Annotated in this window: 13 protein-coding genes; 1 reads left to right on the forward strand and 12 read right to left on the reverse strand. The window is 67.3% G+C overall.

From position 1 onward, the window contains the following. Positions 1 to 53 precede the first annotated feature (53 nt). From ACZYSP_RS33985 to ACZYSP_RS34040, 12 genes are all read right to left on the reverse strand, one after another. Positions 54 to 3,755: a molybdopterin cofactor-binding domain-containing protein gene (locus ACZYSP_RS33985; RefSeq protein ID WP_354339329.1), complete on the reverse strand. Its 3,702-nt coding sequence runs from the start codon at positions 3,753 to 3,755 to the stop codon at positions 54 to 56. After that, positions 3,752 to 4,252, reverse strand: coding sequence for a (2Fe-2S)-binding protein (locus ACZYSP_RS33990; RefSeq protein WP_093081726.1), 501 nt, complete (start codon positions 4,250 to 4,252; stop codon positions 3,752 to 3,754). The genes ACZYSP_RS33985 and ACZYSP_RS33990 overlap by 4 nt, the downstream gene beginning before the upstream one ends. Beyond that, entirely contained in the window at positions 4,230 to 5,390 is a 1,161-nt protein-coding gene (locus tag ACZYSP_RS33995; protein WP_371258879.1) for an ABC transporter substrate-binding protein, read from the reverse strand. The genes ACZYSP_RS33990 and ACZYSP_RS33995 overlap by 23 nt, the downstream gene beginning before the upstream one ends. A gap of 55 nt (positions 5,391 to 5,445) precedes the next feature. After that, entirely contained in the window at positions 5,446 to 6,171 is a 726-nt protein-coding gene (pncA, locus tag ACZYSP_RS34000) for a bifunctional nicotinamidase/pyrazinamidase (protein ID WP_093081731.1), read from the reverse strand. A 31-nt stretch (positions 6,172 to 6,202) separates the two neighbouring features. Continuing rightward, positions 6,203 to 6,937: an ABC transporter ATP-binding protein gene (locus tag ACZYSP_RS34005; RefSeq protein WP_093059290.1), complete on the reverse strand. Its 735-nt coding sequence runs from the start codon at positions 6,935 to 6,937 to the stop codon at positions 6,203 to 6,205. Then, entirely contained in the window at positions 6,934 to 7,743 is an 810-nt protein-coding gene (locus tag ACZYSP_RS34010; protein WP_093059288.1) for an ABC transporter ATP-binding protein, read from the reverse strand. Before ACZYSP_RS34010 ends, ACZYSP_RS34005 begins: the two co-directional genes overlap by 4 nt. Continuing rightward, the gene (locus tag ACZYSP_RS34015; RefSeq protein ID WP_093081733.1) at positions 7,740 to 9,674 is read right to left on the reverse strand and encodes an ABC transporter permease; all 1,935 of its coding nucleotides are present in this window, start codon (positions 9,672 to 9,674) and stop codon (positions 7,740 to 7,742) included. Before ACZYSP_RS34015 ends, ACZYSP_RS34010 begins: the two co-directional genes overlap by 4 nt. A gap of 30 nt (positions 9,675 to 9,704) precedes the next feature. Beyond that, the gene (locus ACZYSP_RS34020; protein WP_093059284.1) at positions 9,705 to 10,910 is read right to left on the reverse strand and encodes an ABC transporter substrate-binding protein; all 1,206 of its coding nucleotides are present in this window, start codon (positions 10,908 to 10,910) and stop codon (positions 9,705 to 9,707) included. Positions 10,911 to 10,977: 67 nt separating this feature from the next. Next, the gene (locus tag ACZYSP_RS34025; RefSeq protein WP_093059282.1) at positions 10,978 to 11,562 is read right to left on the reverse strand and encodes an amino acid synthesis family protein; all 585 of its coding nucleotides are present in this window, start codon (positions 11,560 to 11,562) and stop codon (positions 10,978 to 10,980) included. Positions 11,563 to 11,594: 32 nt separating this feature from the next. Then, a complete protein-coding gene (locus tag ACZYSP_RS34030; RefSeq protein ID WP_093059280.1) occupies positions 11,595 to 12,236 on the reverse strand; it encodes an amino acid synthesis family protein in 642 nt (213 codons plus the stop codon). 21 nt (positions 12,237 to 12,257) lie between these two features. Continuing rightward, positions 12,258 to 13,175, reverse strand: coding sequence for a UPF0280 family protein (locus ACZYSP_RS34035; RefSeq protein WP_093081738.1), 918 nt, complete (start codon positions 13,173 to 13,175; stop codon positions 12,258 to 12,260). Positions 13,176 to 13,177: 2 nt separating this feature from the next. Next, positions 13,178 to 14,797 carry a 6-hydroxynicotinate reductase gene (locus ACZYSP_RS34040; RefSeq protein WP_354339328.1) on the reverse strand — a complete coding sequence of 540 codons (1,620 nt, stop codon included), beginning with the start codon at positions 14,795 to 14,797 and terminating at the stop codon, positions 13,178 to 13,180. A gap of 311 nt (positions 14,798 to 15,108) precedes the next feature. On the opposite strand from ACZYSP_RS34040, the gene ACZYSP_RS34045 reads away from it, so the two are divergent. Then, positions 15,109 to 15,882 (forward strand): ferredoxin--NADP reductase, encoded by a 774-nt coding sequence (locus ACZYSP_RS34045; protein ID WP_093059274.1) that lies wholly within the window; start codon positions 15,109 to 15,111, stop codon positions 15,880 to 15,882. Positions 15,883 to 15,965: the final 83 nt, after the last annotated feature.

Consider the following 15,965-nt stretch of genomic DNA (forward strand, 5'->3'; position numbering starts at 1 on the left):
ATCGTAGCGGCGCACAGCGGATTGCGACGCGGCCGGCTCTTCTCTTTCTGGTGTCAGTGTCCCGGCGCGGCGCGCACGCGCGCCACGTCGGCAGGCAGGTTGGCCCACGCAGGCTCCTGCGGTGCGAAGCGCGTGCGCATGTAGCCGGCAAGCTCGGCGATCTGCCGGTCGTCGAGCACTTCGCGGAACGCGGGCATGAAACCGATGTCGCGGCTCGCGGGCTCGCGCACGCCGTCGAGGATGGTGCGCAGCAGGTTGTCTGGCCTCGCGCTCGTGAGGTTGCTGTTGAGCGCGAGCGGCGTGTTCACGCCAAGCAGCGTGGGGCCGTTGCCGTCGTGGTGGCAGGAGGCGCAGGCGCTGTCGAACATGCGCTGCGCGGGACCGAGCAACTGGCCCTGCGTGCGTGCAGCGTTATCGACCGCTTGCTGTGCCACGACAGTCGGTTGCACGGACGGTGTTGGATTGAACGAACCGAGGTAGGTTGCCATCGCGCGTACGTCTTCATCCGGCACCTGCGCAAGCTCGCGCACCACCTCGGCCATCGGCCCGCCGGCGATGCCATGGCGCTGCGTGTGGCCGTGGCGCAAGTAGCGATAGAGCTCGTCGGCGTCCCACGGCACCGCTGACTTCGACAGGTGCGTGAGCGCCGGTGCTTCCCAGCCATCGATCATGGCGCCCGACAGGAAGGCGCTGCCGCCCTGCTCCGCGCCGAGCGCATTGCGCGGCGTGTGGCAGGCGCCGCAATGGCCGAGGCCGTTGACGAGATACGCACCACGGTTCCATTCCGCGCTCTGCGTGGCCACGGGCTGCATCGGCGTCGGGTCATGGAAGAGCGCATTCCATCCGGCCATCAGCGGCCGCATGCTGAACGGAAACTTGAGCTCGGACTTCGGCGTTTCCGCACGCACCGCAGGCATCGACATGAAGTACGCATAGAGCGCCTGCAGGTCGTCGTCACTGGTCTTCGCGAATGCGGTGTAGGGGAACGCGGGGTACAGGTAGTGGCCGTCGCGCGAGACGCCTTCGCGCATCGCACGCTGGAAGGCGCTGAAGGACCAGCGGCCGAGGCCCGTCTCGGGGTCGGGCGTGAGGTTGGTCGTGTAGAGTGTGCCGAAGGGCGTTTCCATCGCGCGGCCGCCCGCATTGGGAGTGCCATTGGGTGCGGTGTGGCACACGGCGCAGTCACCGGCGGCTGCGAGCACACGCCCGCGGTCGATGGTGGCCTGGCTGTAGACCGGAGCGGTGAGCGATACGGGCGCAATAGCGGAGCGCCAGCCGAGCAGGCCGGCGACAACGCCGATGCCGCCGACGACGAGCGCGGCGCCGGTAGCCCACAAGCCTTTGCGGCGCGGCCAGGCTGCATTGCTCCTTCCCTCTCTGGGGGAAGGTTGGGATGGGGGCACGACGGCGTCACCAGGCAACCCCCGGTTCAATTCCGCCAGCACCGTCTCCGGCGTAAACGGCGGCGAGCGAAATCGCACCCCCGTCGCATCGAAGATGGCATTCGCGATCGCCGCAGTCCCCGGCACCGAAGACGACTCGCCCGCCCCCAGCGAAGGTTCGCCGGGCCGGGGCATGTGCATCACCTCGATCACCGGCACTTCGCGGAAATTGATGATCGGGTAGCTGCCCCACTCGCGGCTCGCGACCACGCCCGAAGGCAGCACGCCCGGCAGCTGCGCACCTGTCGCCGTGCCTTGCTGCTGCTGTTGCGGCGCGAACCGCACCTGCTCCTTCAGCGCCCGGCTCGTGGTCTGGATCACATTGCCGTGTATCTGATGCTCGACCCCTGCCGGGTTGATCATCAGCCCCGCGTCATGCCCCACCACCACGCGGCGCACATGCACCTCGCCGGTCTTGCGATTGACCTCGACGTCAGCCACCCACGCGGCCCACGCGGCGCCGAAGCCCGGCCACTTGCTGTGGATGTAGCGAGCGTACGCAAAGCCTTGCCCGAAGAGGATGTCGCCGCCTTCGCCGAGCCCACCGTCCGCGTTCTCCTGCGGCCCGGTTCGCATGCGCCAGCCGGCCTTCTGCGCCGTGGCCTGCACCAGCTCGACCGCACGCGGATCTTCCAGGTGCCGCAAGCGGAACTGCACCGGGTCCACACCCGCAGCAGTCGCCAGCTCGTCGATGTACGACTCGTGTGCGAACGAACTGGGCAGCGCCGACACGCCGCGCAACCACGAGGCGCGCACGATCGGCGCCATGTCGTTGACCTTCACGCGCAGGTTGTCGTACGTATAGGGCGGTCGCGCGGTGCGGTCGCCCATCTCGAAAGCCTGCGCCACCGGTTCGATGGTGCGCGTGAGCAGCAGCGCAAGCGTGGGCGCACCGTTCGACGGATAAGAGGTTTCGAAGTCGTATGCAGCGACGCGGCCGTCTGCCATGAGGCCGCCGTCGATCTCCATGAGCTGCGCGGCGCCCTTGGGCTCCCACGCATGCTCCTGCTCGCGCGTGAGCTGCACGCGCACCGGCGCGCCGACCGCACGGGCGAGCAGCGCCGCATCGGCGGCCACGTCGTCGGCGCCGTTGCGGCCATAGCAGCCAGCAGCTTCCATGCGGACCACGTCGACCTGCACGTCCTCCACGCCCATGAGCTTCGCGAGATCGGCGCGCAGCACGTGCGGATTCTGCGAGCCGGCCCAGCAACGCAACTGCATGCCGCTGCCGTCGGCCGGCTGCCAGTCGGCGAGCGCACACGAAGGGCCGATGGAGGCATGCATCTGGTATGGCCACACGTAGGTGCGATGCATCGGCTGCGCGGCGGCGGCAATGGCGCCATCGACATCGCCTTCATCGACCAGCAGGCGCTGCGTCGACGGGTTGTCGCGCAGCGCCTGCGCCAGGTCGCCCAGGTCAGGCATGCCGGGCCATGGCTTCCACGTGACGCGCAGTTCACGCAAGGCCTGCTCGGCGTGCTCCTCGCGCTCGGCCACGATGCCGACGAAGTCGCGGATCACGACCACGGCGCGGATGCCGGGGATGTGCGCAATCGACGATTCATCGACCGCCTCGAGCGTGTTGCCGATGAACTCGCCATGGTCCGCGCCCGCATACGGTGGTCGCACCACGCGCCCGTGCAGCATGCCGGGCACGCGCATGTCGTGCACGAACACGAGCTCGCCTGCCAGCTTGGCCGGAATGTCGACGCGCGCCTGCCGTGTGCCGACGACGCGGTAATCGGCGGGGTTCTTTGGCTGCGCCAGCGGATCGAGCCGAAGCACGGTGCGCTGGCCGGCAACCAGCTCGGCATAGCTGACGTGTCGGTCCGGCGCTTCGGTGACTCGCACCACGCCGTTGTGCGCCCGCAGTCCATCGACGGCCACGCCCAGGCGCTCAGCCGCGCGCGCCATCAGCCATGCACGCGCCTGCGCGGCGGCAAGCCGCATCGGCTGCGCATGGATCTGGATCGACGCGCTCGCAATCGTCGCGCCCTGGTTGGGCGCGCGCGCGGTGTCGCCGAGCATCACGCGCACGCAGGGCATGCCGAGGTCGAGTTCCTCGGCCACGATCTGCCCGAGCGCGGTCTGGATGCCGGTGCCCAGGTCGACGTGGCCGTTGAGTGCCGAGGCGCTGCCGTCGTCCCACACGGCGAGCAGGATCTCGTCGCCTTCGATCGGGTTGCCGGCAATGAACGCGGGCTGGCCCTTGGCGGGCGGCGGTGCGAGCGGGGTCTCGCGCACCACCAGCAGCACGCCATTGGCCGACAGGAACTCGGCGCGGGTCCGCGGAAGATCGGCGCGTCGCGTCATGGGGCCGGATGCGCGCGCATGCGCGCCGCCGCGCGTTGCACGGCGTCGAGAATTTCGATGTGGGTGCCGCAGCGGCACAGGTTGCCCGAAAGCTCGCTGCGGATGCGCGCATCGCTCGCATCCGGATCGCGTGCAAGCAAGGCCGCCGCCTGCATCACCATGCCGTTGAGGCAGTAGCCGCATTGCGCAGCCTGCGCGTCTTCAAAGGCGGCCTGCACCGGATGCCAGTCGCCGCGCGCGCCCAGCCCTTCGAGCGTTGTGATGGATCGCCCCGCCACGCCACGCGCGGGAATCACGCACGAGCGCGCCGCCACGCCGTCGACGTGCACCGTGCATGCGCCGCACTGCCCCAGCCCGCAGCCGTACTTGGGGCCGTTCAGCCCCAGGTCGTTGCGCAGCAGGTGCAGCAGCGTTGCTTCGCGCGGCACGCCCTCGATCGATTGCGCCTGGCCGTTGACCAGCAGGTGCAGCGGCTCAGCGCCGCAACTGGCCGTCACGGGTGTACATCTCCAGGTCCACGAAGGTCGAGCCGTTGTGGTTCTTCGCGCTGTACTCGACGGGGAAGTCGCCGATGCGCGTGCTGCCGATGCTTTCGAGCCCGGCGATGAAGCTGTCGCGCGTGAGTGTCTTGCCCGCGCGGCGCAGGCCCTCGACCATCACGCGCGCGACGATGTAGCCTTCCAGCGCGGTGTAGCTGTCGATCTTCTCGCCGAACTCCGCGCGGTCGCGCTGGTAGTCGGCCACGATGGGCATCCGCTGCGCCTGCGGCGGCGGCACGATGCTGGCCGTGACCAGCCCCGCGAGCTTGCCGTCGAGCCGCTTGGCCGAACCGGCCGCGTCGGTGATGCCGACCGACAGCGTGTACAGCGGCGCGCCCACGCCGTTCGCGCGGTAATCGCGCATGAACACTTCGACCATGCGCCCGGCCATGATCATCACGACCGCGCCAGGCTTGGCTTCAGACAGACCGGTGACGACCTGCTTCGCGTCCTCGGCCGTGATGGCCAGCGGGAAGGTCTTCAGCACCTTCACCTTGTGGTCGGCCGCCAGCTCCTCGCAGGTGGCGAGGTTCGACTTGCCGAAGGCGCTGTCCTGGTAGACCACCGCGATCGACTGGATGCCGATGGTCGAGAGGTGGCTGATGATCTTGCGCAGCTCCAGGTCGTAGCCCGCGCGCACATGGAACAGGTAGCGGTTGACCTTGGTGCGGAACGAGCTGGTGCCCACCAGCGGTGCGAACATCGGCACGCCCGCCTTCTCGGCCAGCGGCATCGCGGCCGCGAGGTTGCCGGTGGCCACGTAGCCGGTGAGCGCGAAGACCTTGTCCTCGTCGATCAGCTTCGCAGTGTTGACGGCGGTCTTTGCGGGGTCGTATGCGTCGTCGTAGGTGACGAGTTCGATCTTGCGACCGTTGACGCCGCCCGACTTGTTGACCCGGTCGAAGTACAGCTTGATGCCCGCGCGGTAGTCGACGCCGAAGTCTTTCGCCGGCCCACTGAACACGGCCGACTGGCCGATGCGGATGGTGGTGTCGGTCACGCCGTTTTCCGCGCGTGCCGAACGCAGCAGGCCGGGGCCGAGGACCAGGGCCGCACTGCCCGCCACCATGGCGCGCCTTGAGATCGAAAGCTTCATGCGTCGTGTGTCTCGTGTTTTCTTGTTGTTCGTCGTTGTTCTTCGCGGTGCGATCTCAGGCGGTCTGGATGTCGGCGGACTGTATGCGCTTGACGCCCTTGGCCGTCATCTGCTTCCACGCCGCGGCCAGCGAGCCGTTGAGATCGATGCCGCGCGTGGCGTCCTCGATCACGTAGGCCTCGAAGCCTGCCTTGCGCGCGTCCATCGCGGTCCATGCCACGCAGAAATCGGTGGCCAGGCCGGTGACGTACACGGTCTTGATGCCGCGCGCCTTCAGGTAGCCGGCCAGGCCCGTGGCCGTCTTGTGATCGGCTTCCTCGAAGGCCGAGTAGCTGTCCATCTCCTTGTGGAAGCCCTTGCGGATGATCAGCTGCGCGGTGGGCACCTTCAGCTCCTTGCCGAGCGCGGCGTCTTCAGTGCCCTGCACGCAGTGGTCGGGCCAAAGCACCTGCGTGCCGTAGCTGAGCTTGGTGGTCTCGAAGGGCTTCTTGCCGCTGTAGGTGCTCGCGAAGGACGCATGGCCCGCCGTGTGCCAGTCTTGCGTGACGACGATGTTCTGGAACGCGGGCGCCAGTGCATTGATGACCGGAATGACTTCGTTGCCGCCCTTCACAGCCAGCGTGCCGCCGTCGAGAAAGCAGTTCTGCACGTCGACCACGATCAGCGCGGCCTTGTCGCCGGGCTTGATCTTGCCCGCCGCGAAGGCGTTGAAACCGACACTGCCGAAGCCGCCGGCCAGCCCGAGGGCGGCGGCGGATTTCACGAGGGTTCTGCGATGCATGGCATGGACTCCGATGGGTTGAAGGAAAAACTCAGACGCTCAGGTAGGCGCGGCGAACTTCGTCGTTGGCCGCAAGTTCGGCCATGGTGGCGTGATAGCGGATCTGCCCCTTCTCGAGCACATAGGCGCGGTCGGACACCAGTTCGGCGAAGTGCATGTTCTGCTCCGACAGCAGGATGCTCACGCCCTGCGCCTTGAGCTCCAGGATCATGTTGGCCATCTGCTCGACGATCACCGGTGCCACGCCTTCGGAAGGCTCGTCGAGCAGCACGAGGTACGGGTTGCCCATGAGCGTGCGCGCCACGGTCAGCATCTGCTGCTCGCCGCCGCTCATGCGCCCGCCCGGACGGTTCGGCATTTCGCCGAGGTTGGGGAACAGCTTGAACAGGCGCTCGGGCGTCCACAGCGGCGCATCGGTGCCGTCGGCCCAGCGGCGCGCGGGCTGCTTGCCGACTTCGAGGTTCTCCATCACCGTGAGGTCGGTGAACACGCGGCGGTCTTCGGGCACGAAGCCCAGGCCCAGGCGCGCTGCGTGGTGCGGCTCGCTCCTGGAGATGTCGTGGCCCAGGAAGCGCACCGCGCCGCGACGCTTGGTCAGCATGCCGATGAGCGTCTTCAGCGTGGTCGACTTGCCCGCGCCGTTGCGGCCCATGAGCGCAACCACTTCGCCGCGACGCACTTCGAGGTCGACGTCATAAAGGATTTGCGCGGCGCCATACCAGGCGCACAGGGCCTTGGCCTGCAGGAGGGGTTCGTGTGTGCTCATGCGGCGACTCCAAGGGCTGCGGCTTTCTCTGCGATCTTCTCGAATGTCTTGCCGCTGCCGAAGTAGACCTCTTGCACCTTGGGGTGGTCGCGGATTTCGAGCGGCTTGCCCTGCGCGATGAGGCGCCCGCGCGCCAGCACGATCATGCGGTCGGCGTACGCGAACACCACGTCCATGCTGTGCTCGGTGAAGAGCACGGCCATGCCGCGCTGGATGACGAGATCTTTGGTCAGCGCCATGAGCGAGTTGCGCTCCTTGGGGGCCATGCCGGCGGTGGGCTCGTCCATCAGCAGCAGCTTGGGGCTGTTGGCCATCGCGATGGCGAGTTCGACGCGCTTCACGTCGCCGTACGCCAGCACGCTGCAGGGCCGGTCGGCCTGCGACTTCATGCCGACCTGGTCGAGCAGCGCCAGTGCTTCGTCGCGCTTGTGGTCGGCCGCGCGGCGCCACATCGAGAACAGCTTGCCGTCGTGCGACAGCAGCGCCATCTGCACGTTCTCGACCACGGTGAGCGAGGCGAAGGTTTCGGCAATCTGGAAGGTGCGGCCCACGCCCTGGCGCCAGATGGCGCGCGGCTTCTGGCCCACAAGCTCGTGCCCGTCGAACAGGATCGAACCCTGGTCGGCCTTGAGCTGGCCGTTGACCATGTTGAAGGTGGTCGACTTGCCGGCGCCATTGGGGCCGATGAGCGCTAGCAGTTCGCCGGCATGCAGTTCGAAGCTGATGCCATCGACGGCCTTCACGCCGCCGAAGGACTTGCCGAGGTTCTCGACCTTGAGCAGGGGTGCGTTGGAAGTGGTCGTCATGCCTTGGCCTCCTTCGCCTCGGCGGCCACAGGCGCCGCATCGGGCTTGGTGCGGCGCAGCAGCTTGTCGGTCAGCTGCTTCGCGAAGCCTGCGATGCCCTGCGGGAACAGCAGCACGAGAATCAGGATGATGGCGCCGAGCGTCGCGCGCCAGTAGTCGGTGTTGCGCGCCACGGTGTCGTGCAGCCAGCTGAAGGTGACGGCGCCGACCACCGGCCCCGCCAGCGTCTGGATGCCGCCCAGCAGCACCATCACCAGTCCGTCGACCGACTTGTCGACGCTGAGGCTCTCTGGCGAGATGCTGCCCTTGGAGAAGGCGTAGAGCGAGCCGGCCAGCCCGGCCGCGGCGCCCGCGACGACGAAGGCCGTCCACTGCATGCGCTTGACGTCGATGCCGATGGCGTCGGCGCGCAGCACCGAATCGCGGCCCGCGCGCAGCGCATAGCCGAAGGGCGAGAACAGCACGCGGCGCAGCATCATGACGCCGGCGGCCACGAGCACCAGCGTGAGCCAGTAGTAGGTGCGCTTGTCCGACAGCCACTCCGAAGGCCACACGCCCGTGAGGCCGTTGCTGCCGCCGGTGAACGAATCCCACTGGTAGACGATGGCCCAGGTGATCTGCGCGAAGGCCAGCGTGAGCATGGCCAGGTACACGCCCGACAGCCGCACGGCGAACCAGCCATAGATGAAGGCGCCGATGGCCGCGACGAGCGGAGCCACGATGAGCGCCACTTCCATCGGCAGGCCGCTGGAGCGCACCAGCAGCGCGGCGCCGTAAGCCCCGAGGCCGAAGTAGGCGGCATGCCCGAACGAGTGCATGCCGGCCGGCCCCATGATGAAGTGCAGGCTGGCGGCGAACAGCGCGGCAATCAGCAGGTCGATCATCAGCACCGTGGTGTAGGGCGAATCGGCGGTGAGCAGCGGCATCGCCATGAGCACCACGCCGAGCGCGGCGACCAGCCACAGGTAGCCCTTGCTCGCGCGGCGCAGCGGCTCCTCGGCCATGCCCACGTAGCGGCTCGGCGCCTGCGGCCGGCCGAACAGGCCCCACGGGCGCCACACCAGCACGATGGCCATGACGATGAAGTCGACCACCAGCGTGAGCTTCGAGAAGGACACGCTGTAGCCGAAGATTTCCACCACACCGAGCCAGATGCACACGGCCTTGATCTCGGAGATCAGCAACGCGGCCGCGTAGGCGCCCGGAATGGAGCCCATGCCGCCCACCACCACGACCACGAAGGCCGCGCCGATGGTGTTGAGGTCCATCGCAAGCGTGGCCGGCTCGCGCGGCAGCTGCAGCGCACCGCCCAGGCCTGCGAGCATGGCGCCGAGCGCGAACACCGCGGTGAAGAGCCAGGCCTGGTTCACGCCCAGCGCGCTGACCATCTCGCGGTCTTGCGTGGCGGCACGCACCAGCGTGCCCCAGCGGGTGCGCGTGAGCAGCAGCCACATCAGGCCGAGCACGACCGGGCCGACGACGATCAGGAACAGGTCGTAGGTCGGAAACTGCCGGCCCAGGATTTCGACGGAGCCCGACAGGCCCGGCGCGCGCGGCCCGAGCAGTTCGTCAGGCCCCCAGATGTAGAGCACCGCGTCCTTGATGACAAGGACCAGTGCGAAGGTCGCCAGCAGCTGGAACAGCTCGGGCGACTTGTAGATGCGGCGCAGCAGCACCATCTCGATCAGCGCGCCGAGTATGCCGACCGCGAGCGCGGAAATCACCAGCGCGGGCCAGAAGCCCATGCCGCCGCCGAGCTTCTCGACCAGCGTGTAGGCCAGGTAGATGCCGACCATGAAGAAGGAGCCATGCGCAAAGTTGACGATGCGCGTGACGCCGAAGATCAACGAAAGGCCGGCCCCCACGAGGAACAGCGACGAAGCCGACGACAGCCCGGTGAGGAACTGAAGCAGCAGGGACGAGAGGCTCATGGGTGCAAGCGTTCCGAAAAAGGATCAGGGTCAGTCGGCGGCGCGCGACTTCTTGACGTCGGCGGCGGAGGGCTGGAACTTCGCGCCGTCGAAGTAGGTGTAGTCGACCATCACGCCCTTGCCGTTTTCGTTCTTCGTCTTGCCGACGAAGGCGCCCATGGTGGACTGGTGGTCTTCGGCGCGGTAGCTGATCTTGCCGAAGGGCGTATCGACCTGCAGGCCCTTGAAGGCTTCGAGGAGCTTCGGCGTTTCGGTGCTCTTGGCCTTGGCAGCGCCGGCCGCGACCGACTTGATCATGCTGTAGCCGACCACCGAGCCGAGGCGCGGATAGTCGTTGTACTTGGCGTGGTACGCGAGGAAGAAGGCCTTGTGCTCTGGCGTCTGGATGCCATACCAGGGGTAGCCGGTCACGATCCAGCCGTTGGGCGTTTCGTCCTTCAGCGGGTCGAGGTACTCGGGCTCGCCGGTCAGCACGCTGACGACGGTGCGGTCCTTGAACAGGCCGCGGGTGTTGCCTTCGCGCACGAACTTCGACAGGTCGGCGGCGAACAGCACGTTGAAGATTGCGTCGGGCTTGGCATCGGCCAGCGCCTGGACCACGGCGCCTGCGTCGACCTTGCCCAGCGGCGGCGCCTGCTCGGCGACGAACTCGACGTCGGGCTGCGCGGCCTTCAGCAGCGCCTTGAAGGCAGCCACGGCCGACTGGCCGTATTCGTAGTTGGGGTACACGACGGCCCAGCGCTTCTTCTTGAGCTTGACGGCCTCGGGCACGAGCATCGCTGCCTGCATGTAGGTGCCGGGACGCAGGCGGTAGGTGTATTCGTTGCCGCCCTGCCAGGTCATCTTGTCGGTCAGCGGCTCGCCGGCCAGGAAGAAGATCTTCTTTTGCTTGGCGAAGTCGGCCACGGCCAGGCCGGTGTTCGACAGGAAGGTGCCGGTGAGCACGTCGATCTTCTCGCGCGCCACCAGTTCTTCGGCCACGCGCACGGCGTCGCCGGGGTTGGCGTTGTCGTCGCGCGTGATGAGCTCGATCTTCTTTCCGTTCACGCCGCCCTTGGCGTTGATTTCTTCGACGGCCAGCTCCATGCCCTTCTTGTAGGGCTCCAGGAAGGCGGGCTGTGCCTTGTAGCTGTTGACCTCGCCGATCTTGATCACGCCCTGCGCATGCGCGGGAACGAGAGCAGTGGTCAGCGCAGCGAGGGCCGCGGCGCTGAAGACGTGACGCAATGGGTTCATGGGGAAAGCTCCTTGAGATCGAATGAGGAAAGAAAACACCGTGATTGGGCGAGAGCGAAAGACAGCGTCAGCGAAGACCGTCTTCGCCCTTGATTTCATGGGCCTGCAGGCCGCCGATGCGCGGCAGCGGACGGCCGCTGTCGGTGACGGCAACCGCCACCACGATCTCGTTGGCGCGCGGTGCATCGCTCACGCGGGCTTCGATCGCGTCGAAGTGACTGCGCACGAAGGCTGCGTCCTTGTGGCCGAGCGGCACGTCGATGGCGGTGCCCAGCGTGCCTTGCTTCTTGGCCGAGGGCACGAGTGCGGCGCCCTTCTCGACCGCAACGCGCAGCGGCGCGCCCAGCTTGGGATGCAGGATGGCGGCGGCGTGTTCGAGCTCGCCGCGCTCGCCGACGATGGCGGCCTTGCCGTAGCTCTGCGCCTGGCCGGGCTCGATGCCCAGAGCCTTCACGGCCTTCTGGCCGAGCAGCGCGCCGAGTTCTTCGCCGATGGCGATCAGCTCGTCTAGGTTCTCGCTGTAGCGACCGGCGTAGGGGTTCTCGATCACGGCGATGGCGACGGCGCGGCGCGTGGGCGGCGTGACGTCCTTGCCCATTTCCTTGCGGGTTTCATCGACCTGGATGACGAGCTTGCGGATGTTGGCGGTCATGTTCTGTGTTCCTTGTCTTGTCTCTGTGCGGGTCAGCGCAGGCCGTCCCACTTGCTGATGTTCTCTGCGAGCAGGCCGCCGACACGGGCATGCACGCGGTAGCCCGTGCTCATCGCGAGGATGAAGACGATCTCGTCCGCAGCCGGCGCACCGGGCACTCGCACCTCGATGGCGTCGAACTGGCCGCGCACGTAGCTGGCGTTGATGTTGGTCAGCGGCACATCGAGCGCGGCGCCGGGCGGGCCGACCTTCTTGGTCGAGGGCACGATGGACAGCGCATTGCCGGGCTGGCCGGTTTTCTCCTCGGCCGTGCCTGCGGTGTAGGCAACGCGGCTGCCCTTCCAGCCGAGCAGCTCGCGCATTGCGTATCCGCCGGGCACGTGCCACAGCGCGCCGTGCTCCAGCTCGCCGTCGGCGCCGACGATGGCGCCCTTGCCGTAGGTGGCGATCTGCTCCAGCGGCACGTCCATGGCGGCGTGCAGCTTGTGCGCCATGTCGACGCCTACGGGGTCGAGCAGCGCCATCATCGGCAGGATGTCGGGCTCGTAGCGGCCGGCGAACGGATTGGTCAGCACCGCGCCGATGGCACCGCGCACCAGCGGCGTTTCGGCGCGCGGTCCGAACTCGTGGTGGATGTGCTCGACATGGGTGAAGACGCGTCGGATTTCGATCATGAAAAAGAACCTTGCTTTTCGTTAAGCAAATACTGAACCAACTGCTTTCGGCAGCTCGGTCTTGAGCGCCTTCGAGCATAAGGGCTCGACAAGTCGCCACTGCCCCTGACAAACGAGTAGAGCGGCCCACACAAGCCCGCCTTTTTGCAGGACCTTGGCGCACACCACGCCCGTATCGAGTGCGCTGCGCACCTGCCCGGGGGCCAGCGTGGGCACGTCGACGGTGACGAGGGTGTCGCCGAGGTCGCTGTCGTCCTTGCATTCGTTCGCGGGGCGGCGCGCGATGGTGTCGTCGTCGACATCGACGGCGTTGGCAATCACTGTCGCCGCCGCATCGGCCTGCGCTGCAGTGGCGGCCAGGACCGTCACGCTGTCGGCGATGCCCAGCGAGAAGCTGCGCCCGCGCCAGCCGCTGGTGGCAACGCCGCGCACGGGCTGGTCGGCGTGCAGCTCGAACTGGCCGTCGGTGGTGAGGATGCCGCTGCCACCATCGACATGATCGCGCCAGTCGAAGCGCGCAAGGTCGGCGAACACGCCCACGCGCGCGGACTGGCCGGGCGCGAAATGCAGCGCGATGTCGCCGCCGTTGTTGATCCATGCGCGCTCGATGCCGGGACGCTCGTAGAACGCGATCAGCTCCTGCGCGACCGAGCCGGCCACCGCCGCCATCGGCGTGATGAACATCGGCGAGAACGCGGCGCAGGCGTCCCACATGCGGCGCGCCACCACGTTGCGCGGACGCATCTTGTCGGTGACGGGCAGGCGCAGCAGCGGCAGCTCGTGCACCAGTTCGTCGAGCACGTGGGCGAAGCGCGCCCACGCGGCGTCGTGCGCGGCCGCGACGGCGTACGGGTCGCCATGCGCCTCGGCCACGATGTCGATCGGGCCGTGGTTGAAATGCCAGCGGTTCTTGTCGAGCGCTGCGCGTTGGGCGGACATGATCAGCCCAGCATGGGAGCGTGGCCGAGCGGCCACGGATTGGCGTCGTCCATCGCGAGCCATTGGCGTGCGAGCGGTGCGCCGTCTTCCTGCCATGCACCGCGCGCGAGCGCCTGTTCGAGCGGGAAGATGTGTTCCATGTGGCCGCCGAGCGCTTCGTAGTCGTCGCGCCGCATGCTGAACTCGATGGGCGCGACGATGGCTGGCGTGGGCACGGTGCCGAAGCTGTTGTCGGGCATGCGCATGACGTCCGCCATCACGGTGATGCCGCCGCCGGGCCACACGTATGCCGGCGCGCCGCCGCATGTGACGTTGACCAGCGCGCGCTTGATGGCACGCGTGAGCAGCACCGGGTTTTCGGTGACGCCCGCGCGCAGGCTTCCGCCCGCGCCGCCGAGGAACAGCACAGTGCACAGCGAGGGTTCGCAGTTCTCGCCGATGCGATCGACGATGCGCTTCACCTCCGTTGGCATGGGCTGCTCGACGGGCTTCAGTGCATCGTCGAGCACGTACCACTGCGCGTGCTCGCCGGTGGTCGAGGTCATGAGCAGGCGCAGGCCGGGGCGCGCGACGCCCTCTTCCCAGCCCTCGATGATCGCGAGCGGATCGGCGATGTCGGTGCCGCCCCAGCCGTTGCCCGGGTTCGCCACCTGGAAGTAGCGCCCCGGCGTGGACTTGCGCCCCAGCATCTGGATGCCCGAGGGCGCCATGTCGAGGCAGCGACCAGCCTGGTGCTCGGTGAGCACGCCGGTGATGTGGTCGTCGACCACCACCACTTCGTCGGCCACGCCCGCGAACTGGCGCGCGAAGATGCCGACCGCCGCGGAGCCGCAGCCCACGCGCATGCGCTGCTCTTCGACGCCGTTGACGATGGGCGCCTTGCCGGCCTGGATGACGAGGGTGGAGCCGCCGTCGATGGTGCACTCCACGGCCTTCTTGTTGCCCAGCAGCTGCATCAGCTCGGCCGTCATGCGGCCTTCCTTCTTGCTGCCGCCAGTAAGGTGGTGCACGCCGCCGAGCGAGAGCATCTGCGAGCCGTATTCGGCCGTGGTGACGTGGCCCACGACTTCGCCGCGATAGCGCACGTTGGCCTGCTCGGAGCCGAGGAAGCGGTCGGTGTCGATCTTCACCTTGAAGCTGCAGTAGCTGAAGATGCCTTCGGTGACGACGGTGACCATGTCGACGCCCTGGGCCTTCGATGCAACGATGAAGGGCGCGGGCTTGTAGTCGGGGTAGGTGGTGGACGAGCCCACGCCGGTGACGAAGACTTCGTCGGCGTGCAGCAGGTCGCCGTTCCAGTCGGGCTCGGCAGGAGCCGGGGCCGTTTCGGCGCCGGTGCGATTGAAGGGCACCAGCGCAGGCGCTTCGCTTTCGATCGTCCGGCGCAACAGCACCACGGGATCGACGCGCACCAGCACGCCTTCGCGGTTGGCATAGCGGTCGCAGGCGCCGGTGCGGCCGTCGGAGATCTGGCACAGCACCGGGCAGGCGTTGCACTCGACCTTGGCAGTGCTCATGCGCTCGTTGCGCGGCGGCGCCTTGCCGAAGGCGCCGCTGCCGGCTTCAGCCACCACGGGCATGTCCATGCCGGGGAGGCCATCTGTCTTGGTGTGTTCTGTCATCGGGCAATCTCGTGGGCGTATGTGGGCAAATCCTGGCTGTCGGGGTTTGCAACAAACGTGCCGTCCGCCCGCTTGTGCACCGACTTCCGTTTGTGTAGCATTCCCTACACTTTCATGTTGCGTTCACTACATTCGCAGTCAATGTAGCAAACAGGCCCGATGCTTGCAATGGTGTTTTCTCGCGATGTTCATCGGGGTTTTTACGACCAACGACAATGGAGGGTTCGGAGCCGGCCGGCGGTTTTCGCCCCAAAGGCGTGCACGTCGGCTCAGCCAACCTCCCCTGTTACCAACCAACTCTTGAGTTCCGTATGAGTGCATTCAGCGAAGAACGCGTCCTGAGCGTCCACCACTGGACCGACCGCCTGTTCACCTTCACCACCACGCGCGACCCGGCGCTGCGCTTCTCGAACGGTCATTTCACGATGATCGGCCTGAAGGTCAACAACAAGCCCCTGCTGCGCGCCTACAGCATCGTGAGCCCGAACTACGAGGAGCATCTCGAGTTCCTGAGCATCAAGGTGGAAGAAGGCCCGCTGACTTCGAAGCTGCAGCACATCCAGGTGGGCGACACCATCATCGTGGGCCGCAAGCCCACGGGCACGCTGCTGATCGACTACACGCTGCCGGCCAAGCGCCTGTACCTGTTCGGCACCGGCACCGGCCTCGCACCGTTCATGAGCATCATCCGCGACCCGGACACGTACGAGAAGTTCGAGCAGGTCATCCTGGTGCACGGCGTGCGCCAGGTCGACGAGCTGGCCTATCACGACCTCGTGACCGACCACCTGCCCAAGCACGAGATCCTCGGCGAGATGATCGCCAAGCAGTTGCTGTACTACCCGACCGTCACGCGCGAGGAGTTCCGCAACCAGGGCCGCATCACCGACCTGATCGAGAGCAACAAGCTCACCGACGACCTCGGCCTGCCGCCGCTCAACGTCGAGGAAGACCGCGTCATGCTGTGCGGCAGCCCCGGCCTCTTGGTCGACCTGAAGCACATCCTGGAAAAGCGCGGCTTCAAGGAAGGCAACACGAGCACGCCGGGCGACTTCGTGGTCGAGCGCGCGTTCGCAGAGAAGTAATGAAGGCCCCCCGGCTTTTCACTCGCTGTGCTCGTGTAACTCCACCCCCCATGGGGGAGGCGCGGTCCGCCTTGGGGCGGCCC

The organism is Variovorax sp. F042 (assembly GCF_057814215.1).